Genomic DNA, 25,728 nt, shown 5'->3' with positions numbered 1-25,728 from the left:
CTTTTGAGTTATTGAAAGTGACTCACAATTTAAATTAAAACTTAAAATATCCGAATCATTAAGTGAGGAAGCAATGACCCAAAACGCTCAACATCAGGCGCTCTTCGAGGCAAAAATTGCCGCAGATACGTCGATAGAAGCCAAAGACTGGATGCCAGATGCCTATCGGCAAAACCTCATCCGTCAAATTGGTCAGCATGCGCATTCAGAAGTCATCGGGATGCTGCCAGAAGCCAACTGGATCACTCGAGCCCCCAGCCTACGCCGTAAAGCCGTGCTGCTGGCGAAAGTGCAGGATGAAGCAGGACATGGTTTGTATCTGTATAGCGCTGCGGAAACGCTGGGCTGTTCACGCCAAGACATCTACCAAAAGATGCTCGACGGCAAAATGAAATACTCCTCGATCTTCAATTACCCAACCCCGAGCTGGGCTGACGTGGGCGTCATCGGCTGGCTGGTTGACGGTGCCGCTATCGTTAACCAAGTGGCTTTGTGCCGTGCCTCCTATGGCCCCTACGCTCGCGCCATGATCAAAGTCTGTAAGGAAGAAAGCTTCCATCAGCGTCAAGGCTATGAGGCCGTTACGGTACTGGCCAACGGCACCGCCGAGCAACGCGCCATGCTGCAAGACTCTATCAACCGTTTCTGGTGGCCGGTGCTGATGATGTTCGGCCCTAACGACAGCGATTCCCCACACAGCGCGCAAAGCATGGCTTGGAAAATCAAACGCCATAGCAACGATGAGCTGCGCCAGAAATTTGTTGATAACACGGTGCCGCAGTTAGAAGCGCTTGGCATGACTGCGCCTGACAAAGATTTGGCATGGGACGAAGCCATCGGACATTACCGCTTTGGTGAAATCGACTGGAGTGAGTTTTATCAAGTTCTCAAAGGCCAAGGCCTCTGTAACCACGAGCGTCTGAGTGCTAAACGCCGCGCTTGGGAAGAAGGCAGTTGGGTACGCGATGCCGCAATGGCCCACGCAGAAAAATCTGCCACCAACGCCACCGCGGCATAAACAAGGAAATCCATATGACTCAAGCACACTGGCCACTTTACGAAGTTTTTATTCGTAGCAAACAAGGATTAGCCCACCGCCACGTTGGCAGCCTGCATGCCGCAGACGACCAAATGGCGTTGGAAAACGCGCGCGATGCATACACCCGCCGCAACGAAGGCTGTTCAATCTGGGTGGTGAAATCGGAGCATTTAGTGGCATCGCAGCCGGAAGATCGCGCCGCATTCTTTGATCCGTCTGACGATAAGGTCTACCGCCATCCGACGTTTTACACCATTCCTGACGGCATCAAGAACATGTGAGGCAGCTGATGACAACGTTAAATCAAGACCTCATCCAATACGTACTACGCCAAGCCGATACGCCGCTCATTTTAGCCCAGCGCCTATGTGCATGGTGCGGCCATGCGCCAGAGCTAGAAATCGACCTCGCGCTCTCAAATATCGGGTTGGATCTGCTCGGCCAGGCACGCAATTTCTACAGCTATGCCGCCGAATTATCCGGTGAGCTATCCGGTGAGAACGTCGACGAAGATAGTTTGGCATTTGGGCGCGACGATCTGGCGTTCTGCAACCTGCTTTTAGCTGAACAGCCAAACGGCGGCTTCAACGACACTTTGGTGCGCCAATTTTTCCTCGATACCTATCATTTTCTGCTGCATCAAGGCTTAAGCCAAAGCAGCGATCCACAGCTTGCCGCTATCGGTGCCAAATCACTGAAAGAGGCTGAATACCACCTACGTTTCAGCCGTGGCTGGATGATCCGCCTCGGTGACGGCACCGAACTGAGCCAGAAAAAAATGCAGCAGGCGATCAACGATCTGTGGCGTTTCACCGGCGAACTGTTCCACAGCGACGACGTGGAACGTCGTCTCGCTGAGCAAGGCATCGCCGTCAATCCTGAAAGCCTTCAGGCACCGTGGCTGCAAATCGTACAGCAAGTTCTGCAAGAAGCCACGTTACAGCTTCCTGAAGGAGAGGCCTACCGCCACGGCGGAAAACAAGGCAAACACACGGAACATCTTGGATTCATGCTGGCCGAAATGCAGTTTTTACAGCGCGCTTATCCGGGCTGTCGCTGGTAACGCGGCAACGGGGAACAGGAGAAGATCATGGAACAACGTCAACCACTCAATAGCCTGTTAACGCCAGAGATCCATCAGATCTGGCAGTGCCTGCACGAGATTAGCGATCCTGAATTGCCGGTACTCTCGATCACCGATCTTGGCATGGTGCGCGGCGTTGCCCCTCTGAAAAACGGCTGGCTGGTCACGTTTACCCCCACCTATTCCGGCTGCCCCGCAACGGAGTTTCTCATCGATGCGATTCAAACCACGCTAACCACCGCTGGCTTTTCCCCGATCAAGGTTGAAATTCGGCTCAGTCCGGCATGGACAACCGACTGGATAAATGCCGAGGCCAAAAAGCGCCTGCGTGAATACGGCGTTGCGCCTCCGCAAGGGCTGGCCTGTGAAAAGCCGCTCTCCTCCGGCGCGGTACAGTGCCCGCAATGCGGCAGCCATGAAACTCAGAAGATCAGCGAATTTGGCTCCACCGCCTGTAAAGCGTTGTACCGCTGCAAGCAGTGTCTTGAGCCTTTCGATTACTTCAAATGCATTTAAGAGGTCGCGAGAAAAATGACCGTATTTCACCGTTTAAGTATTGCCGCCATTGAGCGGGAAACCCCAGAGGCCGTGGCGATCACGCTGCGAGTGCCCGACGAGTTAAAAACGCATTACCGTTATAAGCCGGGGCAGCATCTCACGCTCAAGGCCAACGTTAACGGCGAAGAACTGCGTCGCTGTTACTCTATTTGCAGCTCACCACAGGATGGCGTGCTCCAGATTGGCGTGAAAGCTATCCATCAAGGGCGTTTTTCTTCTTTCGTCAATCAGCAGCTCAACGTGGGCGATGCGCTAGAAGTAATGTTGCCACAGGGGCGCTTTGGCTATCAGCCTACTGGCGAACGCCAAGGCAACTATCTGGCTATCGCGGCAGGTTCGGGCATCACCCCGATGCTCTCGATCATTAAAACCACGCTGCTTTTGGAGCCAAAAAGCGAATTCACCCTGATCTACGGTAACCGTACCAGCCGCTCCATCATGTTTAAAGAAGCGCTGTGCGATCTCAAAAACCGCTTCCCACAGCGTTTACAAATTCTCTATTTGTTTAGCCAAGAAAGCTTGGACAGTCCGCTGCTTAATGGTCGTATCGACAGCGAACGTTTAAACCTGATGGGCAAATCACTGCTGGATTTCACCACGTTCGATCAAGCGTTTATCTGCGGCCCTGAAAGCATGATGGACGATGCCCACACCACGCTCGAAGCTGCTGGAATGGCGGCGGAAAATATTCACAGTGAACGCTTTAACACCGCCGGTATCAGCGTTCGCCCTGCGAATATGACCGAACGAGAGCAAACCATGGTGGAAATCCAGTTGGATGGCCGCCGCGTGAATATCGCCATGAGCGCACAGGATGACAGCATTCTGGACGCGGCGCTGCGCCAAGGTGCCGATTTACCCTATGCCTGCAAAGGCGGCGTATGCGCTACCTGCAAATGCAAACTCAAATCTGGCGAAGTGGAAATGGGGGTGAATTACAGCCTTGAACCCGACCAGCTCGCAGCCGGTTATATCCTCAGTTGCCAGTCGTGGCCGAAAGGCGACGGCGTAGTGCTCGACTTCGACGTCTAAGGAAATCCCATGAGCAACGACTGGATTTTACGCCACCAGCAACAGCGGGTTTTAACCCTAACGCTTAATCGTCCTGATGTACGTAACGCCCTGAGCACCGCCTGTTTAGAGCTGTTAGTCAGTCATTTAGAAAATGCCGATAGCGATGACAGCATTGGTGCCGTGGTGATCACCGGCTCCTCGCGCTGCTTTGCCGCCGGTGCCGATTTACGCGAACTCCAGCAACAAAAAGTAGCAGACGCCATTATCGACCGTCGCCCACAGGTATGGCAGCGCTTCAATGCCATCAGCAAACCGATTATCGCCGCCGTCAATGGCTACGCGCTTGGCGCTGGCTGTGAGCTAGCGCTGGCCTGCGACATCGTGGTGAGCGGTGAAAATGCGCGCTTCGGGCTGCCTGAGATCACCCTAGGGTTGATACCCGGCGCCGGAGGTACCCAACGTTTGCTGCGCAGCGTCGGGAAATCTCTTGCCTCGCAGATGGTGCTGACCGGTAAGCCAATTAACGCGCAACAGGCGCGCGATGCACAACTCATCAGCGAAATCTGCGTTACCGAACTGACGCTGGAACGCGCCCAGCAAATTGCCACACGCATTAGCCAGCAATCACCGCTCGCACTGCGTGCGGCCAAATCGGCACTTAAGGCTGCGCAGGAAACCACGCTTTCACAGGGATTAAATCTGGAGCGCCAGCATTTTGTCTCATTGGCGGGGACTGACGATCGCGCAGAAGGCATCGCCGCCTTTTTTGAAAAACGTTCACCTGAATTTAAAGGACGCTAATCCTATGACTTCCTCTGATGAAAACATGGTACTTACCCACATTGAGGCTGGCGTTCTGACTATCACGCTCAATCGCCCCGACCGCTTAAACAGCTTCAATGACGAAATGCACCGTCAGCTTAGCGAAGCATTAAAAATTGCCGAACGCGATGAGGCCGTACGCTGCATTCTGTTCACCGGTGCCGGACGGGGTTTCTGTGCCGGACAAGATCTGAACGATCGTAACGTCAGCGTTGAGCAAGCGGCTCCCGATCTGGGGCTGTCCGTGGAGCGTTTCTATAATCCGCTGATCCGCCGTATGACCGCCCTGCCAAAGCCGATCGTTTGCGCAGTGAACGGCGTTGCCGCCGGTGCCGGTGCCGCCATTGCTTTAGCCTGTGACATTGTGATCGCCAGCGCTAACGCCAGTTTTATTCAGTCATTTTGCCGTTTAGGTCTGGTGCCAGACTCCGGCGGCAGCTGGTTCTTACCCCGCTTAGCCGGCCATGCGCGCGCCATGGGAATGGCGTTGTTGGGCGATAAGATCAGCGCTCAGCAAGCGTTGGAATGGGGCATGATTTGGCAAGTTGTTGAACCCGAAATGCTCGCTGCACGCACACAAGAACTCGCTCAGCACCTCGCAACCCAGCCAACCTATGGCTTGGGATTAATTAAAAAAGCGATGTACAGCGCTGCCACCAACACGCTCGATCAACAGTTGGATCTTGAACGCGATCTACAACGCCTCGGCGGCCGTAGCGAAGACTACCGCGAAGGCGTGAGTGCGTTCTTCCAGAAACGTCAGCCTGAATTTAAGGGGAAATAACCATGTCCTCTCCTTTGCTACAAGGCTCGGTTGGCGTGATTGGCGCAGGAACAATGGGTATTGGCATTGCTCAGGTTGCCGCCAGCGCAGGCCATCATGTGATGCTGTTTGACGTTAACGCCGAAGCTTCGTCGCGTGCGTTAAGCGCTTTACATCAACACCTGCAACAGCGCGTGGACGCAGGTAAAGCAGATGCTGATACCACGCAACAGCTTTTAGCGCGTATTCAAATTGTCACCGCGCTCACCGAGCTGGCTTCTTGTGCTTTAGTGATCGAAGCGATCGCCGAGCGTTTAGAGATCAAACAGAGCCTGTTTCGCGATCTGGAAGCGATTTGTTCGCCACAAACGCTGTTTGCCAGCAACACCTCTTCGCTATCAATTACCGCCATTGCCAGCGCGCTGAAACATCCGCAGCGTATGGCTGGATTACATTTTTTCAATCCCGCGCCGGTGATGAAGCTGGTCGAAATTGTACGTGGTTTGGAAACCGATGCGGATACCCTCAATGCGCTACGAGAATTGGCCGTGGCATGGAAAAAACAGCCTGTGGTTTGTCGTTCGACGCCTGGCTTTATCGTTAACCGCGTTGCGCGTCCTTTCTATGCGGAAACCCTGCGGGCGTTAGAAGAACAGATAGCGACACCGGCCACGCTGGATGCCGTGCTGCGTGATGCGGGCGGCTTTGCGATGGGGCCCTTGCAGCTAACCGATTTAATTGGCCACGACGTGAACTATGCGGTAACGGAATCGGTGTTTCATGCCTTCGGCTCCGATCCGCGCTTTCAGCCCTCATTGGTGCAGAAAGAGCTGGTGGAAGCTGGGCATTTAGGGCGTAAAAGCGACCGTGGTTTTTACCGCTACCCGAGCGACGTTCAGCCTGTTATCGCTGAGTTTGCACCGATTGAAACTGGCGCAATGCCGCAACGAATTAGCGCGCATGGGCGCTGGTCAGCGCTGCCTGAATTTGCTGCGCTGTTGCAACAAAATGGGATCGCGATTGAAGAACGCAAAGAGAGTACCGAATCGTCCCCTTTTTTGCGCCTCGATGAAGTTACATTTATGTTAAGCAATGGTGAATTATCTTCGCAAATTGCCGTAGAGACGAGAACGCCCGTGGTTCAGTTCGATCTTTCAGTGAATCATCAACAGGCTTCAGCCATCGCTATTAGCGCGGCCAGCGGTAATAGCACGGCGCAAACGGCGTTAGTGATTCGCTTCCTGCAATCCTTAGGCAAAAACGTCATTGTTCTTCCTGATTATCCCGCGTTGTTAACCCTGCGTACGGTTGCCATGTTGTGCAACGAAGCGCTCGACGTGGTGAATAAAGGGATCGCCAGCGTCGAAGATATCGATTTGGCGATGCGTCTGGGAGTGAATTATCCCGTAGGCCCCTTAGCCTGGGGCAACCAGCTTGGCTGGCAGCATATTCTCACCACGCTCGAAAACCTTAATCACTTCTATGCCGATACCCGCTATCGCCCAGCGCCGCTATTGCGCCAACTGGCGGCTGGCTATGTGTCGCTTGCCACTCAGGAGCACCATTGATGAACGCCTCATCGCCGACTCATCTAGCACAACGCTGCGCCGAACAGATGTTTGCTCAAGATACCTGCGCGCAATCCATGGGGATGACCATCGACCGCGTTGATAGCGGCTTCGCTCAGGTCAGCATGACTATCGCCCCCAACATGCTTAACGGGCACCAAACCTGTCACGGCGGGCAACTTTTCAGCCTCGCCGATACGGCGTTTGCCTATGCCTGCAACAGCCAAGGATTAGCCGCCGTGGCTTCTGGCTGCTCTATTGATTTTATCCGCCCCGGATTTAGCGGCGATCGTCTAACCGCCTGTGCCGAAGTGCGCCATCAAGGCAAGAAAACCGGCCTATACGACGTTGAGATCACTAACCAAGATGGCAAAACCGTCGCGTGGTTCCGTGGCCGTGCGCATCGTCTTGGTCATCCCCTTTTAGAACAGCAAGGAGAGCAGCCATGAATCACGCTTTTATCTGCGACGGCGTTCGCACCCCTATTGGCCGCTATGCCGGTGCATTAGCCAGCCTGCGTGCCGATGATTTGGCGGCTATTCCATTGCAAGCCTTGATCGCTCGCTACCCCGCGTTGGACTGGGAACGCGTCGATGACGTGATCCTCGGCTGCGCCAATCAGGCGGGAGAAGACAACCGTAACGTAGCCCGTATGGCGGCGTTATTGGCGGGATTACCACAAACCGTTTCTGGCACCACCATCAATCGCCTGTGCGGGTCTGGTTTAGACGCTCTGGCCTTTGCTGCTCGCAGCATTAAAGCCGGTGACGCTCAGCTGATGTTGGCCGGCGGCGCGGAATCCATGACGCGCGCTCCGCTGGTGATGGGTAAAGCCGACAGCGCCTTCAGCCGTCAGGCACAAATATTCGATACCACCATCGGCTGGCGCTTTGTTAATCCGCTCATGCAAGGGGCTTTTGGCACCGATTCCATGCCGGAAACCGCCGAAAACGTAGCCGCTCAGTTCAATATCAGCCGCGCCGATCAAGATGCCTTTGCACTGCGCAGCCAACAGCGTACCGCGAAAGCGCAGGCTTCAGGCGTGTTAGGGCAAGAAATTGTTCCGGTAGTGTTGAAAGGTAAAAAAGGAGCGGAAATCCGCGTGACGCAGGATGAGCATCCTCGTCCAGAAACCACGCTGGAGCAATTGCAAAACCTGAAAACGCCGTTCCGTATGCCGGGCAGCGTGACAGCCGGAAATGCCTCGGGCGTTAACGACGGCGCCGCCGCACTGATTGTGGCATCCGAAGCACTGGCTATCACGCAGGGACTGACACCAAGAGCACGCATTGTCGCCACCGCCACCTGCGGCGTTGAACCACGCATTATGGGGATCGGCCCGCTTCCGGCAACGCGCAAAGTGCTGGAACTGGCCGGTTTAAGCCTGAACCAAATGGACGTTATTGAACTTAACGAAGCCTTTGCGGCGCAGTCTCTGGCCGTGATGCGTCAGCTTGGCCTTCCTGACGATGCCGAACACGTGAACCCAAACGGCGGTGCCATTGCACTCGGTCATCCGCTTGGCATGAGCGGTGCACGTTTGGCCTTGGCAGCCACTTTTGAACTGGAACGGCGCGGCGGGCGCTACGCACTTTGCACCATGTGCATCGGCGTAGGGCAAGGCATCGCCATGATTATCGAGCGTGTCTGATCCCTCCGCCTCTGCCCCTACAAATCAGAGCCTGTGAGCGCGATTCAAATACTAAGAAAAATATTATCAGGAATGGCAAACATGACTAAAACATTACCGCACATTGACCCGATTGAATTCGCCTCATGTGATGAAATTCAGGCATTGCAGCTAGAGCGTATGAAGTGGACGCTGCATCACGCCTATAACAACGTGCCGATGTACAAACGCAAATTCGATGCGGCTGGCGTTCATCCTGATGACTTTAAGCAACTGAGCGATATTGCGAAATTCCCCTATACCACCAAGCAGGATCTGCGCGACAACTACCCTTTCGACACCTTCGCAGTGCCGATGGAACAGGTGGTTCGCGTGCATGCGTCATCGGGAACGACCGGTCGCCCAACGGTAGTCGGTTATACCCAGCAGGATATCGATAACTGGGCGGATATTGTGGCACGCTGTTTGCGTTCCGCAGGAGCAACGGCCAAAGATAAAATTCATGTGGCCTACGGTTATGGGCTATTCACCGGAGGTTTAGGCGCGCATTACGGCGCTGAGCGACTCGGCGCAACCGTCATCCCGATGTCCGGCGGACAAACGGAAAAACAGGCGCAGCTCATTCTCGACTTCAAACCCGATGTCATCATGGTGACGCCTTCTTATTGCCTGACGCTGATTGACGAGCTCGAGCGCAAAATGGGCGGTGATGCCCGCGGTTGTTCACTGCGCTTGGGCGTATTCGGCGCGGAGCCTTGGACCGATTCTCTGCGTAGCGAAATCGAAACCCGTATGGGGATTAAAGCGCTAGATATTTATGGACTGTCTGAAGTGATGGGCCCTGGTGTAGCGATGGAGTGCGCCGAATATGCCGACGGCCCAACAATCTGGGAAGATCATTTCTATCCTGAGATCATTCATCCCGATAGCTGCCATGTGCTGCCAGACGATGAAGCGGGAGAGTTGGTTTTCACCACCCTAACCAAAGAGGCGATGCCGGTGATCCGCTATCGCACCCGCGATCTTACCCGCTTGCTGCCGGGATCGGCACGCAATATGCGTCGCATGGATAAGATCACCGGCCGATCTGACGATATGTTAATTATTCGCGGCGTAAACGTGTTCCCTTCTCAGCTTGAAGAACAAATTATGAAGTTCCGCGAGCTGTCGCCGCACTACCAGCTGGAAGTCACGCGCAAAGGCAATTTGGATAACCTGTCGGTCAAAGTTGAACTGAAAGAGCCTAACGTTCTGAACCACGACCAGCGCTGTGATATCTGCCATCAGTTGCGCCACCATATTAAATCGATGGTCGGCGTGAGCACTCAGGTCAGCATCGTCAACTGCGGTGATATTCCGCGCTCAGAGGGCAAAGCCGTTCGCGTGGTGGATTGTCGGGAGCGGTAAACCCTGCCCCACCTAGCCCTCCCCTTATCAGGGGAGGGAACCGTTCTGCGCTGTTTGGAAGATCCCACAACTTTTCATCCGGTTATGCTACTGTGATGACACACTAAAAACTGACCGGTGAAGAATAATGGAACACAAAATTGACGACTTTATTCGTCATGCGCTGGATGCCCAGCCGATCAGCGGTACGTCACTGATTATCTCGTTGTATGGCGATGCACTCAGCCATCGTGGCGGTGAAGTTTGGTTAGGTAGCCTGAGTGCGCTGCTTGAGCCGCTTGGGTTTGGCGATCGTTTTGTCCGTACCTCCATTTTTCGGCTGCAAAAAGAGGGATGGCTGGACGTCATAAAATTAGGTCGTCGCAGCTACTATCGCGTCACCGAGCGCGGCATGAATCAGTTTCGTCATGCAGAAAGCAAAATCTATCTCAGCGAACAGCCTGAATGGGATGGGCAGTGGGATTTGTTGTTGCTCGAAATGGCGAGTAAAGCAGAGCGAGTCCGATTGAAGAAAGCACTTAGCTGGCTTGGTTTTGGTCAAATGAACAGTTCGCTGATGGCGGCTCCCGCACGCGAACAGAACGACGTTCCCGCCATGCTAAGCGAGTTGAACGCCAGCGAATCAGTGATCTATTTCCGTGCGGACTATCCTTACAACCGCTCGGAGCAGAGCTTGAAAGAGCTAGTTTCTACCAGTTGGTCCCTGAATGAAGTTGCAGAGTATTATCATGAGTTTATCGCCTCGTTTCGCCCGCTCATGACGCTGCTGCGTGATACACCAGAAGGAGAACTCACCCCTGAGCGCTGCTTTCAACTGCGTTTACTGTTGATCCACTACTATCGCCGCGTGGTTTTGAAAGATCCGCTGTTGCCCGATGCGCTTTTGCCGAACCAGTGGGAAGGACAGATCGCCCGTAATCTGTGTATCAATATTTACCAACGCATCGATCATGCCGCCACGCGCTATGTGAGTGAGAAAACAGAAACCACCATCGGTGAACTCCCCCAGCCAGCGGTCGCCTACTATCGGCGCTTTGGCGGATTACCCCGAGAAAGCCCTACACCTTAAGGAGACTTAACGATGCCCGTGTATCAGATTGATGGCTTAACCCCCGTAGTCGACAGCAGTAGTTTCGTTCATCCTACCGCGGTTTTAATTGGCGATGTGATTATCGGCAAACGCGTATATATCGGGCCCAACGCCAGCTTGCGCGGCGACTTTGGCCGCATCGTGGTGCAAGACGGCGCAAACATTCAAGATAACTGCGTCATGCATGGGTTCCCACAGCAGGATACCGTGGTAGAAATCGATGGGCATATCGGCCACGGTGCCATTTTGCACGGCTGCCGCATTCGTCGTAATGCGCTCGTTGGCATGAATGCCGTGGTGATGGATGGCGCAGACATCGGTGAAAACACCATTATTGGCGCAGCAGCTTTTGTGAAAGCCGCCGCAAAATTTGACGCAAATAAGCTGGTGGTTGGCAGCCCCGCCCGCGTGGTACGCGAGCTCAGTGAACAAGAATTGAGTTGGAAACGCGCAGGCACCCGCGAATATCAAGAGTTGGTTATCCGCTGCAAAGAAACGCTGCGTGAAGTTGAGCCACTGCGTGAAGAGGAAACGGGCCGCAAGAGGCTGAGTTTCAATGAGGATATTGTGCCGAAAGGGCAGATTTGAGATTGACTCAGTAACAGCATAATGACGGTGCAAGGTTTCGTTCGCCTATTCCTGTTGGAGTTCTTAGCGTCCGAAACCCGTCACCTAAGCCAACGAAACATTTCATCTCACGGCTTTGGCACATCTTATGGCGAGGATTAGGGTAAGACCTTCCCGATATCCGGCCACTCGCTGAGCGGCATTGGCCGAGCAAAGTAATACCCCTGTGCTTTTTGGCTGCCCATTGCCTGTAGTTTGTCGGCCACTTCCGCAGTTTCAACCCCTTCGGCCACCAATGGAACATTAAAACCGTGGGATAGTCGGATCACCGCCGACACAATCGATTCGTTGCGGCTATCGGTAAGGACATCGCTAACGAAGTCTTTATCGATTTTTAAGGTATCAAACTCAAGCTTATGCAGATAAGAGAGACTTGAGAAACCTGAACCAAAATCATCAATAGCAACAGAAACACCCCCGCGGCGGATAGTGCTAATAGTTTCCATTAGGATCTCAGTTTCTTTCATCATGCTCGTTTCAGTAATTTCAATCGAGATGTTGTGCGGCGCAATATTATGCCGAGCCAGCGTAGCAAAAAGACTGTGCGCAAAATCTTGCTGCATGAGCTGTACTAGTGAAATATTCACATGCAGTTTAAAGTTGCTTGGCCATTCACCGCTGGAGAGTTTTTCACTCAGTTGCATACAGGCGTTATCTAAAACCCACGCACCGAGAGGAACAATAAAGCCGGTATCTTCCGCGAGAGGAATAAAGTGATCGGGCCCCACCATGCCGAGTTCTGCATTGCGCCAACGAATTAAGCATTCAGCGCCGGTAATATTACGCGTAGCCAAATTCACAATCGGTTGGAATACCAAGAAGAACTCGTTCAGCGCTAGCGCACTCTTTAGATGGCGTAGCATATTAATATTGAGGATTTCCTCGGCGCGAATATCTGAGTGATACAGCATGCTGTAACCGTTGCCTTTGCTGCAGGCAAATTTGAGCGCAATATAAGCATCCATAATACTGTCATTGAGCGTGCTCGGATTGATAACGTCATGCACAAAGCCGGTATTTCCCGCATATACCTGCCCATCCGCATCATGCTCTACATCTAATCCTCTGAAGAAACGCTCAAATTTATGTTGCTCTGCTAAGCAGAATTCCTGCGTTTTTACGCCCGGATAGCAAATAATAAACCGCTCTTCGGCATCCCGCGCAAGCCATGTCCCAGCGGGCAAAATTGCCTGTAAGTCTTGAATAAAACGTGAAACAAAATCTCTGCCGTAGCTGCGCCCTAAACTGCTGGTGATGGCATTAAAATTACTTAAAGCGACAATCGCGAGCAATCCAATCGTATAACCACCCTGCTCTTCATGACATTCTCGGAACTTACCCAGCAATCCTCTGCGCGTCAGGAGTTGAGTGTCTTCATCAATATTGAGCTGATTTTCTAGCTTTAGGAACATGCCTTCCAGCTCATCCGACATTTGTGCAAAGGCGGTATTCAGCACCCTAATTTCAGAAAATTGAGCCTGATGATTAAGACTTGGTTTCCATTTTCGGCGGGCAATCATCGGCGCTTGTCGCGCAATATCTAATATCGGGTTCGTTACCATCGAGAGTAATTTCACCGCGATCAACGAACCCAGTGCAAATATAATGACCGAAAGGATAATCGTAATAATACGATTACTCAGCAAATCACCGGTTAAATCGTCCTGAGCTGACAGCACAACAATGCGCCAGCCGGGTAAATTAAGATCGTTTCCTACCGGCATGACCTTACCAAAGTACATAGAGCTGCCAGATTGAATGCGCTCAACTTCGCTAGGGTTATTTTGCAGGATTTTAACCGTCGATTTTATTAAAGGATCGGTGCTGTCCATGACTGAACCCAGCCCGCCACCGTCCTGATCGGCAATGCCAAATGAGAGATCGGAAATGAGATAATCATCTTTAGAAGACGCAATGATCTGATTAGAACCGTTCACAATAAAAATGACGTTGTTTTCATTTTTTGTCAGTTCCATCAGGTAGCGACTAAATCGGCTTAAACGCAGATCGCTTGAGATCACGCCAATGTAGCGATTTTTTTTGTCATAAACGGGAGAGCTAAAAGAGATGCTGATGCCGCTATCTGAGTTAAAGTCTCGGTAGGCTTTGGTCCATGAAGATTTTTTGCTTTCATCAACATAACGGAACCAGGGACGTTGGCTAACGTCGTAGTTTTCAATGCTTTCTCGTGGTTTTTCATCCTGAGAAAGTCCATTGTAGTAATTCAGCCGACCCTGTGTGGCACGCGACTTCAGGATGAGATATTCTTTATCCGTAATGTTATTCCGACCGACGCCGATATAGTGGCCATCCCTCGTACCAAGCGCCACCATGCTTAAATACTTGTCACCCGAAAAAATTCGTCCCATGGTTTGCAGCAAAATTTCTTTTATATACGGCATTTGATCGCTGGTTTCACTAAAATCCATGGCTTTCAGTGATGTGGCTACGGCGGCATTCGACTGCTTGGGCACATTGATATAGTGCTCCAGCATACTTTTTACCGTTTCCCCTTTAGACGTAATGACCTTTTCGCTCATCCGATTCAGCGCATGGTTCTCTTGCTGAAACTGGAGATAAAGAATAAAGATGACAATAAACGTGGTAAAAAACACGAATACCGACAGAACAATCGTCTTGAGAGAGTAGCTCTCTATAAATGCCAATTTATTTTTTTTCATACGAACTAGTGCTCAGAAGGTGAACTGTTTCTTACCGCGACTCTTCGACTCGTATAAGTTAACATCTGCCAGTTTCATTGTCGTGGAAATATCATTATCGAACTTCGCGACGCCAATTGAAACGGTCATTTTTGCCGTCACGCTCTCAGAAATATAGAGTTTCTCATCATTAATATCATGCAAAATTTGCTCAGTAACATGCTTGGCATCCTGTAAGGTGGCATTAAACAAAAAGACCACAAACTCATCGCCTCCCATGCGAACAACAATGTCACTCGCCTTGATATTTCCCTGCATAATCTTCGTGCATTTGTACAAAGCTTCATCACCAATATCATGACCATAGCTATCATTGATTTGTTTAAAGTGGTCGATATCGATAGCAAGAACATAGTCTAAACCAGCACGTTTTTTAATCTTAGGAATATATCGGCGATTATAGGCTTTGGTCAAAAAATCCATATAGTAGTCTTTATTCATCTTATCAAAGATATCTATATAGTAGAGTCCATGTAGCGTGCGGATAACGGCAATAAGAAAGGGGATTAAGATCAGCAGTATTAACTGCCAATGAAACGTATATTTTATTTCCTCTAACGACTCTTCAATAATCGCTCTGAAGTTTTGGGTATTCGACGGTAATACCATGGTCCCCGAATCACCATGCCTAGCATTGATAACCCGGTTAAATAATTCGTTTGACGCCGTTTCTTCACTTTCTTTTAACCCTTTAGGGATTGAAAAGTTGTGTAGCAAATTAATATAGTTTGAATAACTCCACTGTAAAGCTTGTAATTGGCTATCTTTGAGCCGCTCATTCGTTTTTCGATTATCTATATTATAAAACGTAGACGCGGAGAGAGAGAGAAAGTCGCTGCGGGCGCTGGAAAGTTTAAGCAAAAATTCCATCTGCTTAACGGTTGTTTCAGTTTTGTAATAAAAAAGTGTAAAACAGGCAGCACTGATAACGAACAATATTACCGTTATTACGTCCTGACGCTGGCTTAGCAACCGGAAAAAAAGATTATTTGAGCTCATAAGCCAAACCAGAATTTTCTCATGAGTAGATTATTCTCTTTAGGATTATTGTCTGAAAGGCACAACTGAGGCGTATACTCAGTGAATATTTCGTTGATAATAAGTCAGATGTAAATAATTATCCAGAGATGCATCGCGAGACTCATAAAATGAGCGCCACCATGAAAAGAAAATCATGATTGATAACGAGAAAGAAAACGGTAACACGCTGATAAATAAAAATTAAAAATATAATTAGAAATCAGATTACATATTAATAGTTAAATCTAATTTAATAGGATTTTTATTAGAAATAGAATTATCTTAATATAAATAGAGGTGACGAATAGCGCCACCTCTATTTTTAGCTAGTTATTTTTCTGCTTTTCCACCGTGCAATCGGCGCGCATCGATAACATCGGGTAACTGATTTAATTTTGCCAGCACACGTCCAAGCACCTGCAGATTATAAATCTCGATATCCATATCAATCGTTGCCAACTGTTTTTTGGTATCGCTACGGCTGGCCACGCCCAGCACGTTAACCTTCTCATTGGCGAGAATGGTGGTGATATCACGTAGCAGACCACTACGATCGTTAGCCATCACGCGAACCACCAGCGAATAGCCACTGGAGTAGCTTTCGCCCCATACCGCGTCAATGATACGTTCAGGCGCATGAGAGCGTAATTCATTTAGCTGATCGCAGTCAGAGCGGTGAATTGAAATACCGCGCCCCTGAGTGATAAAACCGATAATTTCATCGCCAGGGATCGGCTGGCAGCAGCGCGCAATGTGGTGCATTAAATTACCAACGCCTTCCACTACAACACGACCGCTGCTCTTATCACTACGTGACTGAGATTGGCCTTTTTGCGTGAGCTGTTTTAGCGCTTCCCGATCGGCTTCTTCCGCACTTGGCTTATTCGTTTTGCCCTGTAGGAAGTTAACCATTTGGTTAACGCGAATATCGCCACCGCCTATCGCCGCCAGAACCTCATCCATTGAATTGACGTTATAACGCGGGATCAGAAGCTTCTCCGCTTCTTTCAGGCTGATATCCAAGCGCTCAAGTTCATCATCGAGAATTTGGCGACCAGCAAGGATATTTTTGTCCTTATCTTGCTTGCGGAACCAGTTATGGATTTTGGCGCGTCCACGGCTGGTTGTCACATAACCAAGGTTCGGGTTCAGCCAATCGCGGCTTGGGTTCGGCTGCTTCTGGGTGATAATTTCAACCTGATCGCCCATCTGTAGCTGATAAGTGAACGGCACGATGCGGCCACCAATTTTGGCACCGATGCAGCGATGACCTACGTCGCTGTGAATATGGTAAGCAAAGTCGAGCGGCGTTGAGCCCGCAGGCAGATCCACGACGTCGCCTTTTGGCGTAAACACATAAACGCGATCGTCAAATACCTGACTGCGTACCTCATCCAGCATCTCCCCGGAATCAGCCATCTCTTCTTGCCATGCAATCAGTTTACGCAGCCATGCAATTCGGCCTTCATAGCCAGAGCGGCCCGCCGCCTGCGGCCCTTCTTTATATTTCCAGTGCGCCGCAACGCCCAGCTCAGCATCTTCATGCATCTGGCGTGTACGGATCTGAATCTCAAGCGTTTTACCGCGCGGGCCTAAAACGACGGTATGAATCGACTGATAACCATTAGGTTTCGGGTTAGCCACATAGTCGTCAAATTCATTAGGCAAATGACGATAGTGAGTGTGCACTATCCCCAGCGCCGCGTAGCAATCCTGCAAGCGCTCCACCACGATGCGTACTGCACGGACATCAAATAGCTCATCAAACGCCAATGCCTTTTTCTGCATTTTGCGCCAGATGCTGTAGATGTGTTTTGGTCGACCATAAATTTCGGCTTTGACACCTTCTTTGGCCATTTCCTTGCGCAGCGCTTCAACAAAATCATCGATAAACTGCTCACGATCGATACGGCGTTCATGCAACAGTTTGGCAATCTTTTTATATTCATCTGGATGCAGGTAACGGAAGCAGAAATCTTCTAGCTCCCATTTTAGCTGTCCAATACCCAGACGATTTGCCAACGGCGCATAGATGTTGAAACACTCTTTGGCCGCCAATACGCGTTCTTCTTCCGGCGCATCTTTGACCTCGCGTAGATGAGCAATACGCTCAGCCAACTTTATTACCACGCAGCGGAAATCTTCAACCATCGCCAGCAGCATGCGGCGGATATTATCCACCTGCTCGGAGGCGCCGGAGTCATTTTGGGTGGCTTTTAACGCGCGGATAGCATCCATTTCCAGCACGCCATGCACCAGATTGGTGATCTCTTTACCAAAATCTTCTTCGACGGTTTCACGGTCGATGACCTTGGCTTCCACCAGCGGAAACAGCAGCGCAGTGCGCATACTGTCGTTGTCCATGCTGAGCGTGGAGAGAATTTCCACCATTTCAACGCCGCGCCACAGTAACAAAGCCGCGTCAGGATGGTTAAGTGTTTTTTGCTGACAATAACGCCAAGTTGCAGAGAGACGCTCACACGACTGCTGGTTCGACAGATTCAGGCTCTTCACCCACTCATCGAGGGCAAATTCACCAGCCGTATTTAGATGGGCACTTCTTACCGCAACCATATCCTCTCCCTTTTACTCATCAACTTTGAGCCGTACTACGACGCAACAAACAACGCCATCGACTCTAAATGCCCCGTGTGGGGAAACATATCTAGCATTCGCACACGCGCCATTTGGTAACCCGCGGCGATTAAAATCTGACTGTCACGCGCCAGCGTGGTGGGATTACAGGAAACATAAACCACCTTCTGCGGTGCCAGTTTAACAATGTGGTCCATGACGCCTGCGGCGCCGGCTCGCGCTGGATCTAACAACACTTTATCAAACCCAAGTTTAGCCCATGGCTGCAGAGTCACATCCTCCTCCAAGTTGTGCTGGAAGAACTCGACGTTATTCAATGCATTAATCTGGGCATTATACAGACCATTTGCCACCAGCGTAGCAACACCTTCAACGCCGACCACCTGTTTTGCGCGTTTTGCTAACGGTAATGTGAAGTTGCCCATACCGCAAAACAGATCTAACACGCGATCGGTCGATTCTACTTCTAGCCACTCCAACGCCTGCGCAACCATCTGTTGATTCACGGCGTCGTTGACCTGAATAAAATCTCTTGGGCTAAAAAATAATCGCAGCCCATCGACCTGATAAAACGGTGCGTCATCGCACAGCTTAACCAGTTCGTCGTCATTACCTTGCAGGTAGAGCATAACGCGATGCTGCGCACTAAAATTGTGCAATCGGGCCAAATCTTGTTCTTTCAACGGATCAAGATGGCGCAATACCAACACGGGGCCATTATCGGCTAACACCAGCTCGGCATGGCCTAAACGGCGAGCGGCCTTCATTTCGGCCAGACATTCATGCAGCGGTTGCAAAAGCGATGCCAGCGCGGGCGCTAATACAGGGCACGCTTTAATAGGCACTAAATCATTAGAACCTGACTTGCGAAACCCCATCACCAGCTGCTGTTGTTTCGGCTGGAACTGCAATCCTAAACGCGCACGCCGACGGTAGCCGTATTCTGGCCCGCTAATAACGGATTCTGGTATGATATCCAAACCTGTTTCACGATTGATCAGGCGCTGGAGAGAAGCCGATTTACTGCGCTGTTGCAGAGGCTCACTGGCATGTTGCTGTTGGCAGCCGCCACAGGTGCCAAAATGTGGGCAGCGTGGCGCGACACGCTCTGGACTGCGAGTGAGTAAACGCTTCACTTTGGCGCGAGCGAACTGCTTTTTATCTTCGGTTAACGTGACTTCGGCTTGCTCATCTGGCAATAGGCCAGAAGTAAAGATAGCTTTACCATTGTGGCGCGCAACACCCTGACCAAAAGGATCAAGGTCGGTTGCCGTCACAGTTATGGTTTGTCGGGTCGCCACACGGCGTCCCGGAGAGTAAAATTGAGCCATGTTTTATCGATTTGTTGTTGGTTTTAGCTTTCGCTAATAATGATATCTGCCACCAATTCTCCCACATTGGACCCACATGACCAAATACAGCCTGCGTGCGCGCATGATGGTACTGATTTTAGCCCCCACTTTATTGATTGGTTTGCTGCTCAGTACCTTCTTCGTTGTTCATAGATACAATGAGTTACAAGCCCAATTGGTGGATTCCGGAGCCAGTATCATTGAGCCGCTTGCCGTGGCGAGCGAATACGGTATGACCTTCCGTAGCCGTGAAGCCGTGCGACAGTTGATTGGCCTGCTGCATCGCCGTCATTCTGATATCGTGCGTTCCATCGCCGTTTTCGACGATAATAACGATCTGTTCGTCACCTCGAATTATCACCACAACTATTCGCTGCTACAGCTCCCTAAAGGGGTGCCGATGCCTAACGACCTGATGCTTTCCAAGCATGGGGATTCGTTAATCCTGCGCACACCGATCATCTCAGAAGACCGATTTATCGATGCAACCAACGACGAAAATCCACACCTTGGCTATATCGCGGTTGAATTGGATCTGCGTTCGGTGCGATTACAGCAATACAAGGAAGTGTTCGTTGCGACGTTGCTGTTGATTATCTGCATGTGTATTGCGTTGCTGTTTGCCTACCGGCTGATGCGCGATGTCACAGGGCCTATCCGCAACATGGTTAACACCGTCGACCGTATCCGTCGCGGGCAGCTCGACAGCCGCGTAGAAGGCCATATGCTGGGTGAGCTGGATATGCTCAAAAACGGTATTAATTCGATGGCAATGTCTCTGACGGCCTATCACGAAGAGATGCAGCAAAATATCGATCAGGCCACTTCAGACCTGCGTGAAACGCTCGAGCAGATGGAGATCCAAAACGTCGAGTTAGATTTAGCTAAAAAACGTGCTCAGGAAGCTGCGCGAATTAAATCCGAGTTTTTGGCCAATATGTCGCATGAGCTGCGTACGCCGCTCAATGGCGTCATCGGCTTTACTCGACAAGTGCTGAAAACACCGCTTAACGCTACCCAAAGTGACTACTTGCAGACCATTGAACGTTCGGCAAATAATCTTCTGACCATCATCAACGATGTGCTTGATTTCTCGAAGCTTGAAGCAGGCAAACTGGTACTGGAACATATTCCTTTCCTGCTGCGTGAAACCATCGATGAAGTCACCGTTCTGCTTGCTCCTAGCGCACACGAAAAAGGCATTGAGCTTACTCTGAATATTCGTAACGACGTTCCCGAACATGTGATCGGCGACCCGATGCGGATACAGCAAGTCCTCACTAACCTGTTAGGTAATGCGATTAAATTCACCGAGAAAGGGAATATTGATATTCGCATTGAGCTGCGTAGCACCACCCCACATCAGGTGGAGCTTGAAGTGTTGGTGCACGACACCGGTATTGGTATCTCAGAACGCCAGCAATCGCAGCTGTTCCAAGCATTCCGACAGGCAGATGCCAGTATCTCTCGCCGTCATGGCGGCACTGGATTGGGCTTGGTCATCACCCAGAAACTGGTGAATGAAATGGGTGGAGATATTAGTTTCCATAGCCAGCCGAACAAAGGTTCGACATTCTGGTTCCATATTCAACTTGAGCTCAACCATAACGCACCGGCAAGCCACTTCCCGATGCAGCGTTTAGCCGGGCAAAAACTGCTTTATGTCGAGTCAAACCCCGTTGCGGCACAATGCACGCTGGACTTGCTTCAGGCAACGCCGTTGGAAGTGAGCTACAGCCCACTTCTGGCTCAGGTTATTCCTGACTCTCACTACGATATCCTGTTGGTGGGGCTACCGGTTAACTTTACCTATGACGATGCACAGGGCCGCGATAAGCTGAAAACCGCGTTGTCCTTAGCCAACCGCGTGATCCTTGCTATGCCGAGCCACAAGCTGCTCTATAGCGATGAACTGAAAGAACAAGGAGTACGCAGTTGTTTAGCCAAACCGCTGACTAGCAATCGTCTGCTGCCTATTTTGCTGGATAATAGCCTGCCGAAGCGTGCGCCGGTGGTGATTGAGCATAAGGTTGAACGCCTACCGCTGAACGTCATGGCGGTTGATGATAATCCGGCCAACCTGAAGCTGATTGGCGCGCTGTTAGGTGAGCTGGTCGAACAAATTATTCTGTGTCATAGCGGTGAAGAAGCGATTGCTCAAGCTAAGGAGCATCGTTTAGACATCATCCTCATGGATATTCAAATGCCAGAAATGGACGGCATTCGTACCAGTGAATTAATCCGCAAAATTCCACGCTATGTTGATACGCCAATCATCGCCGTAACGGCACATGCCATTAACGGTGAACGTGAGCGCCTACTCCGCGCGGGGATGGATGACTATCTCGCTAAACCCATCGACGAAAATATGCTGCGCCAGCTTCTAGCGCGTTACTATCGTGCCCCTAATGAGACTAATTCACCAGCCGCAGCCGCATCACTTGAAACCGATAGCGATCTGACGCTCGATTGGGACATGGCGCTGCGACAAGCGGCCAATAAAGAAGATCTGGCGCGGGATTTACTACAGATGCTGCTGGAATTCCTTCCACAGGTCAAAACACAGGTGGAAGCGGCTCTCGAAGGCAATCAGGATCCGGCTATCGTAGATATTATTCACAAGCTTCACGGTAGCTGCAGTTACAGTGGTCTTCCACGGTTGAAACGTCTGTGCCGTTATATCGAGCAACAACTGCGCCATGAGATTGCGGTGGGCGATTTAGAGCCGGAGTGGATGGAGTTACTCGACGAAATTGAAAACGTGGAGAAAGCCGCACAGGAGAAACTGAACGGCTAGCATTGTTGGGCGCTCAATCACGCGCAGAACGGTGATTGAGCGTTAGTTATCTCGCTATTTTTTACCCTTCAACAATTACGGTCGCACAGGCATAGCGGCGTTCATCAGCCAGAGAAACGTGAATCGACGTAATCCCCATTTCCTGCGCCAGCTCGGCGGCTCGCCCGTGTAAACGCAGTACCGGCTTGCCCAGCGAATCGTTGTAAACTTCAAACTGAGCAAAGGCCAGCCCGTTACGAATACCGGTGCCAAATGCCTTAGCCGCAGCCTCTTTCACCGCAAAACGCTTGGCTAAATAACGAATTTTCTGCTGGTGAGCGCAGTATTGCTCCCATTCAGCGGGCGCCAATACGCGTTTCGCCATTTGATCGCCACTGCGCTCGACTACGGCCTCAATGCGAGAAATTTCGACGATATCAGTGCCCAATCCTAGAACAGCCATTAGCGACGCGCTTCCAACATCAGCTGTTTCATAGCACTCACGGCCTCAGGTAAACCGCTCATCACCGCACGACCAATGATGCTGTGGCCAATATTCAGCTCATGCATTTCAGGCAATGCCGCAATCGGCAGGACGTTATGATAGGTCAAACCGTGGCCCGCATTGACTTTCAAACCGCGCTCGTTGGCAAAACGCGCGGCTTGGGCAATTCTTTCAAATTCCGCCTGTCGTTTTAGTTCACATTCTGCATCGGCATAAGCACCGGTGTGAATTTCAATATAGGGCGCGCCAACGCTAACAGCGGCTTCAATCTGACGCTGGTCGGGATCGATAAACAGCGATACCAAAATACCCGCCTGAGTTAAGCGCTCCACGGCAACCGTCATTTTGTCCGACTGGCCCGCAACGTCTAACCCGCCTTCGGTAGTCACTTCTTGGCGCTTTTCAGGCACTAAACAACAAAAATGCGGCTTCAATTCACAGGCGATATCGATCATCTCATCGGTAACCGCCATTTCCAGATTCATACGCGTCTGAATAGTTTGGCGCAGCAAACGCACATCGCGATCGGTAATGTGACGACGATCTTCGCGCAGATGCACGGTGATCCCATCGGCGCCAGCCTGCTCTGCAATAAATGCCGCTTGAACAGGGTCTGGGTACTGGGTGCCACGCGCATTGCGCAGGGTTGCGATATGATCAATGTTGACGCCCAACAGTAAATCAGCCATGACAAATCCTCTTAAGAAAACGTTTAAGTCAGAGATTACAGACAGAATAAGGCTTAGTTCGCATCAGTGTACACCGAACTTAGCGGGATAGGGTCAGACAGAATTATTGCGATGTAGGGGACAGTGAGATTTCAAGCAGATGCAGGTTTGACTGGGCGTTTTCCGACAAACTGACGGAACAGCTCACGGCTTTTTAGCGGTTTTCCACCTAAATAGGGTTTCAGCGCCATACGCGTAAAACGTTTAGCCGCACGCAGCGTGAGGGGATCAGGGAATCTACGTTCAGCTAACGCTTTTAAATCGCGGCCGGTAAAGCTGAGCTGATCGACCAGCAGACTGGCGATAAAGCCTTTCTCTTCACGGTAGCGATAGGTCATCTCATCAGAGACCGGTTCGCCGCTGCCCGCGCAGTGCAGAAAATCGATGCCATAGCCAAGATTGCCCAGCAAAGCGAGTTCGAATTCACGCAGCGTATGTTCAGGAGAGCCGACGGTCGCCGCCAGATTTTGTAAACAGTTGAGGTAATCGAAGAATAACGAAGAGTAGTTGGTTTCCTGCTCAAGCACGCGGGAAACCAGCTCATTGACATACAGACCGCTATAGAGCGAAATGCCCGTCAGCGGTAGCCCTAATGAAACAGGCTCAGCATTACGTAGGGTTTTAACTTCCCCTTTACCGCCCCAGCGAACCAGCAGCGGCGTGAAAGGTTGTAACGCACCTTTGAGACTTGAGCGTTTGCTGCGTGCGCCTTTTGCCAACAGACGTACACGCCCGTGCCCTTCAGTGAACAGGTCTAACAGAAGACTGGTTTCACTGTAGGGACGCCCATGTAACACAAATGCGCGTTGCCAACCTTCCATAGGCGCGATCTCTTAGAGATCTTCACCATAACCCAAGCTGCGCAGCGCACGTTCGTCGTCTGCCCAACCGGATTTAACCTTAACCCACAGCTCAAGATGGACTTTAGCTTCAAACATGGCTTCCATGTCTTGGCGAGCTTCGATACCAATTGTCTTGATTTTGCTGCCTTTATTACCTATAACCATTTTCTTCTGGCCTTCACGCTCAACCAGAATCAGACCGTTAATATCGTAACCACCGCGTTCGTTAGAAACGAAGCGTTCAATTTCAACGGTAACGGAATACGGCAGCTCTTCGCCCAAGAAACGCATCAGTTTTTCACGGATGATTTCAGACGCCATAAAGCGCTGTGAGCGGTCAGTAATGTATTCTTCTGGGAAGTGATGGATCGCTTCCGGCAGTTTTTTACGCACAATACTGGCGATGGTATCTACGTTCGTTCCCTTCTCCGCAGAGATTGGAACCACGTCCATAAAGTTCATTTGTTCGCTGAGGAACTGGATATGTGGCAGCAAAGCCGCTTTATCCTGAACGTTATCGACTTTGTTGATCGCTAAGATAACCGGCGCTTTCAAATCACGCAGTTTATTCACGACCATTTCGTCATCGGCGGTCCAGTGTGTCCCTTCAACAACGAAAATTACCAGCTCAACGTCACCGATTGAGCTGCTGGCTGCGCGGTTCATCAAACGGTTGATAGCGCGTTTTTCTTCAATATGCAACCCGGGGGTGTCCACGTAGATGGCCTGATATGGCCCTTCCGTGTGAATACCCATGATGCGGTGGCGGGTCGTTTGTGGCTTACGCGAGGTGATCGAAATCTTCTGCCCCAGTAATTGGTTCAGCAATGTCGATTTGCCAACGTTAGGACGTCCAACGATGGCAATAAATCCGCAATAAGTTGTTTCTTCGCTCATTCAAGCTCCAGCTGTTTCAGCGCTTGTTCAGCCGCTGCCTGCTCGGCCTTGCGACGACTTGAGCCAATACCGATAACCGGTTCGCTCAGGCCGCTGACCTGACAGTGAATAGTAAATTCTTGATCGTGTGCTTCACCGCGAACCTGCACCACCAAATAAGATGGCAGTGGCAGATGGCGTCCCTGCAAGAACTCTTGCAGACGCGTTTTCGGGTCTTTTTGCTTATCACCTGGACTTATCTCGTCCAAGCGTGAGCGGTACCAATCAAGGATCAGTCGTTCAATCGTTTGGATATCACTATCCAGGAAAATGCCGCCAATTAACGCTTCTACGGTGTCAGCTAAAATAGATTCACGGCGGAAACCACCACTTTTTAGCTCACCCGGCCCAAGACGTAGGCACTCCCCCAAATCAAATTCTCGTGCCATTTCTGCCAGCGTATTTCCACGTACTAAAGTAGCACGCATGCGGCTCATGTCGCCCTCATCAACCCGCGGGAAGCGGTGATACAGCGCATTGGCAATAACGAAACTAAGAATTGAGTCGCCCAGAAACTCAAGACGTTCATTGTGTTTGCTGCTGGCACTGCGATGAGTCAATGCCTGCAATAACAGCTCCTGCTGTTGAAAAGTATAGCCCAGCTTCTTTTGAAGCCGGTTAGTTACGATGGGATTCATGAGATACCAAATAG

The 25,728-nt window shown here is 50.9% G+C and carries 23 protein-coding genes; 14 read left to right on the top strand and 9 right to left on the bottom strand.

Translation table 11 applies throughout. From position 1 onward, the window contains the following. Nucleotides 1–73 precede the first annotated feature (73 nt). The 13 genes from paaA (at nucleotide 74) to paaY (ending at nucleotide 11,563) form a co-directional block, all read left to right on the top strand. Nucleotides 74–1,018 (top strand): 1,2-phenylacetyl-CoA epoxidase subunit PaaA, encoded by a 945-nt coding sequence (gene paaA / locus CPY98_RS04955; protein WP_193764510.1) that lies wholly within the window; start codon nucleotides 74–76, stop codon nucleotides 1,016–1,018. Between the two features lie 14 nt (nucleotides 1,019–1,032). Then, on the top strand, nucleotides 1,033–1,320 hold the full coding sequence (gene paaB, locus CPY98_RS04950) for a 1,2-phenylacetyl-CoA epoxidase subunit PaaB (protein WP_043491508.1): 288 nt from the start codon (nucleotides 1,033–1,035) through the stop codon (nucleotides 1,318–1,320). A gap of 8 nt (nucleotides 1,321–1,328) precedes the next feature. Beyond that, on the top strand, nucleotides 1,329–2,102 hold the full coding sequence (paaC, locus tag CPY98_RS04945) for a 1,2-phenylacetyl-CoA epoxidase subunit PaaC (RefSeq protein WP_025800553.1): 774 nt from the start codon (nucleotides 1,329–1,331) through the stop codon (nucleotides 2,100–2,102). A 27-nt stretch (nucleotides 2,103–2,129) separates the two neighbouring features. After that, nucleotides 2,130–2,639 (top strand): 1,2-phenylacetyl-CoA epoxidase subunit PaaD, encoded by a 510-nt coding sequence (gene paaD / locus CPY98_RS04940; RefSeq protein WP_096386577.1) that lies wholly within the window; start codon nucleotides 2,130–2,132, stop codon nucleotides 2,637–2,639. 15 nt (nucleotides 2,640–2,654) lie between these two features. Beyond that, entirely contained in the window at nucleotides 2,655–3,713 is a 1,059-nt protein-coding gene (paaE, locus tag CPY98_RS04935; RefSeq protein ID WP_096386575.1) for a 1,2-phenylacetyl-CoA epoxidase subunit PaaE, read from the top strand. 9 nt (nucleotides 3,714–3,722) lie between these two features. Next, the gene (gene paaF, locus CPY98_RS04930) at nucleotides 3,723–4,496 is read left to right on the top strand and encodes a 2,3-dehydroadipyl-CoA hydratase PaaF (protein WP_096386572.1); all 774 of its coding nucleotides are present in this window, start codon (nucleotides 3,723–3,725) and stop codon (nucleotides 4,494–4,496) included. Nucleotides 4,497–4,500: 4 nt separating this feature from the next. Continuing rightward, nucleotides 4,501–5,301 (top strand): 2-(1,2-epoxy-1,2-dihydrophenyl)acetyl-CoA isomerase PaaG, encoded by an 801-nt coding sequence (gene paaG / locus CPY98_RS04925; protein ID WP_025800549.1) that lies wholly within the window; start codon nucleotides 4,501–4,503, stop codon nucleotides 5,299–5,301. Between the two features lie 2 nt (nucleotides 5,302–5,303). After that, a complete protein-coding gene (locus CPY98_RS04920) occupies nucleotides 5,304–6,848 on the top strand; it encodes a 3-hydroxyacyl-CoA dehydrogenase (RefSeq protein WP_096386570.1) in 1,545 nt (514 codons plus the stop codon). Next, nucleotides 6,848–7,297: a hydroxyphenylacetyl-CoA thioesterase PaaI gene (gene paaI / locus CPY98_RS04915; RefSeq protein WP_043491491.1), complete on the top strand. Its 450-nt coding sequence runs from the start codon at nucleotides 6,848–6,850 to the stop codon at nucleotides 7,295–7,297. Before CPY98_RS04920 ends, paaI begins: the two co-directional genes overlap by 1 nt. After that, nucleotides 7,294–8,499, top strand: a complete 1,206-nt coding sequence (gene pcaF, locus CPY98_RS04910; RefSeq protein ID WP_043491489.1) for a 3-oxoadipyl-CoA thiolase — start codon at nucleotides 7,294–7,296, stop codon at nucleotides 8,497–8,499. The genes paaI and pcaF overlap by 4 nt, the downstream gene beginning before the upstream one ends. 81 nt (nucleotides 8,500–8,580) lie before the next feature. Then, nucleotides 8,581–9,885: a phenylacetate--CoA ligase PaaK gene (gene paaK, locus CPY98_RS04905; RefSeq protein ID WP_096386567.1), complete on the top strand. Its 1,305-nt coding sequence runs from the start codon at nucleotides 8,581–8,583 to the stop codon at nucleotides 9,883–9,885. Between the two features lie 127 nt (nucleotides 9,886–10,012). Next, nucleotides 10,013–10,954 (top strand): phenylacetic acid degradation operon negative regulatory protein PaaX, encoded by a 942-nt coding sequence (gene paaX / locus CPY98_RS04900; protein WP_096386565.1) that lies wholly within the window; start codon nucleotides 10,013–10,015, stop codon nucleotides 10,952–10,954. A 12-nt stretch (nucleotides 10,955–10,966) separates the two neighbouring features. Further along, nucleotides 10,967–11,563 (top strand): phenylacetic acid degradation protein PaaY, encoded by a 597-nt coding sequence (gene paaY / locus CPY98_RS04895; protein ID WP_096386562.1) that lies wholly within the window; start codon nucleotides 10,967–10,969, stop codon nucleotides 11,561–11,563. A 137-nt stretch (nucleotides 11,564–11,700) separates the two neighbouring features. Here paaY and CPY98_RS04890 read toward each other — a convergent pair whose 3' ends face one another. The 4 genes from CPY98_RS04890 to rlmD form a co-directional block, all read right to left on the bottom strand. After that, nucleotides 11,701–14,283, bottom strand: a complete 2,583-nt coding sequence (locus CPY98_RS04890; protein ID WP_096386560.1) for an EAL domain-containing protein — start codon at nucleotides 14,281–14,283, stop codon at nucleotides 11,701–11,703. 12 nt (nucleotides 14,284–14,295) lie between these two features. Beyond that, complete coding sequence (locus CPY98_RS04885) at nucleotides 14,296–15,321, bottom strand: GGDEF domain-containing protein (RefSeq protein ID WP_096386557.1); 1,026 nt, start codon at nucleotides 15,319–15,321, stop codon at nucleotides 14,296–14,298. A 351-nt stretch (nucleotides 15,322–15,672) separates the two neighbouring features. Further along, entirely contained in the window at nucleotides 15,673–17,916 is a 2,244-nt protein-coding gene (gene relA / locus CPY98_RS04880; RefSeq protein ID WP_025800540.1) for a GTP diphosphokinase, read from the bottom strand. Between the two features lie 35 nt (nucleotides 17,917–17,951). Next, the gene (gene rlmD, locus CPY98_RS04875) at nucleotides 17,952–19,268 is read right to left on the bottom strand and encodes a 23S rRNA (uracil(1939)-C(5))-methyltransferase RlmD (RefSeq protein WP_096386554.1); all 1,317 of its coding nucleotides are present in this window, start codon (nucleotides 19,266–19,268) and stop codon (nucleotides 17,952–17,954) included. 76 nt (nucleotides 19,269–19,344) lie between these two features. On the opposite strand from rlmD, the gene barA reads away from it, so the two are divergent. Then, the gene (barA, locus tag CPY98_RS04870; protein WP_025800538.1) at nucleotides 19,345–22,086 is read left to right on the top strand and encodes a two-component sensor histidine kinase BarA; all 2,742 of its coding nucleotides are present in this window, start codon (nucleotides 19,345–19,347) and stop codon (nucleotides 22,084–22,086) included. A gap of 61 nt (nucleotides 22,087–22,147) precedes the next feature. Here barA and acpS read toward each other — a convergent pair whose 3' ends face one another. The 5 genes from acpS to rnc form a co-directional block, all read right to left on the bottom strand. Beyond that, nucleotides 22,148–22,528, bottom strand: coding sequence for a holo-ACP synthase (acpS, locus tag CPY98_RS04865; protein WP_025800537.1), 381 nt, complete (start codon nucleotides 22,526–22,528; stop codon nucleotides 22,148–22,150). Then, the gene (pdxJ, locus tag CPY98_RS04860) at nucleotides 22,528–23,259 is read right to left on the bottom strand and encodes a pyridoxine 5'-phosphate synthase (RefSeq protein WP_096386551.1); all 732 of its coding nucleotides are present in this window, start codon (nucleotides 23,257–23,259) and stop codon (nucleotides 22,528–22,530) included. The genes acpS and pdxJ overlap by 1 nt, the downstream gene beginning before the upstream one ends. A 131-nt stretch (nucleotides 23,260–23,390) precedes the next feature. Beyond that, nucleotides 23,391–24,119, bottom strand: a complete 729-nt coding sequence (gene recO, locus CPY98_RS04855) for a DNA repair protein RecO (RefSeq protein WP_025800535.1) — start codon at nucleotides 24,117–24,119, stop codon at nucleotides 23,391–23,393. A 12-nt stretch (nucleotides 24,120–24,131) separates the two neighbouring features. Next, nucleotides 24,132–25,037, bottom strand: coding sequence for a GTPase Era (era, locus tag CPY98_RS04850; protein WP_025800534.1), 906 nt, complete (start codon nucleotides 25,035–25,037; stop codon nucleotides 24,132–24,134). Beyond that, on the bottom strand, nucleotides 25,034–25,714 hold the full coding sequence (gene rnc, locus CPY98_RS04845) for a ribonuclease III (protein WP_025800533.1): 681 nt from the start codon (nucleotides 25,712–25,714) through the stop codon (nucleotides 25,034–25,036). Before rnc ends, era begins: the two co-directional genes overlap by 4 nt. Nucleotides 25,715–25,728: the final 14 nt, after the last annotated feature.

The organism is Hafnia sp. CBA7124 (assembly GCF_002355555.1).
GTDB classification, from domain to species: domain Bacteria; phylum Pseudomonadota; class Gammaproteobacteria; order Enterobacterales; family Enterobacteriaceae; genus Hafnia; species Hafnia alvei.
Note: the sequence above shows the minus strand (reverse complement) of the source record. Positions and strands in the feature narration are given on the sequence as shown.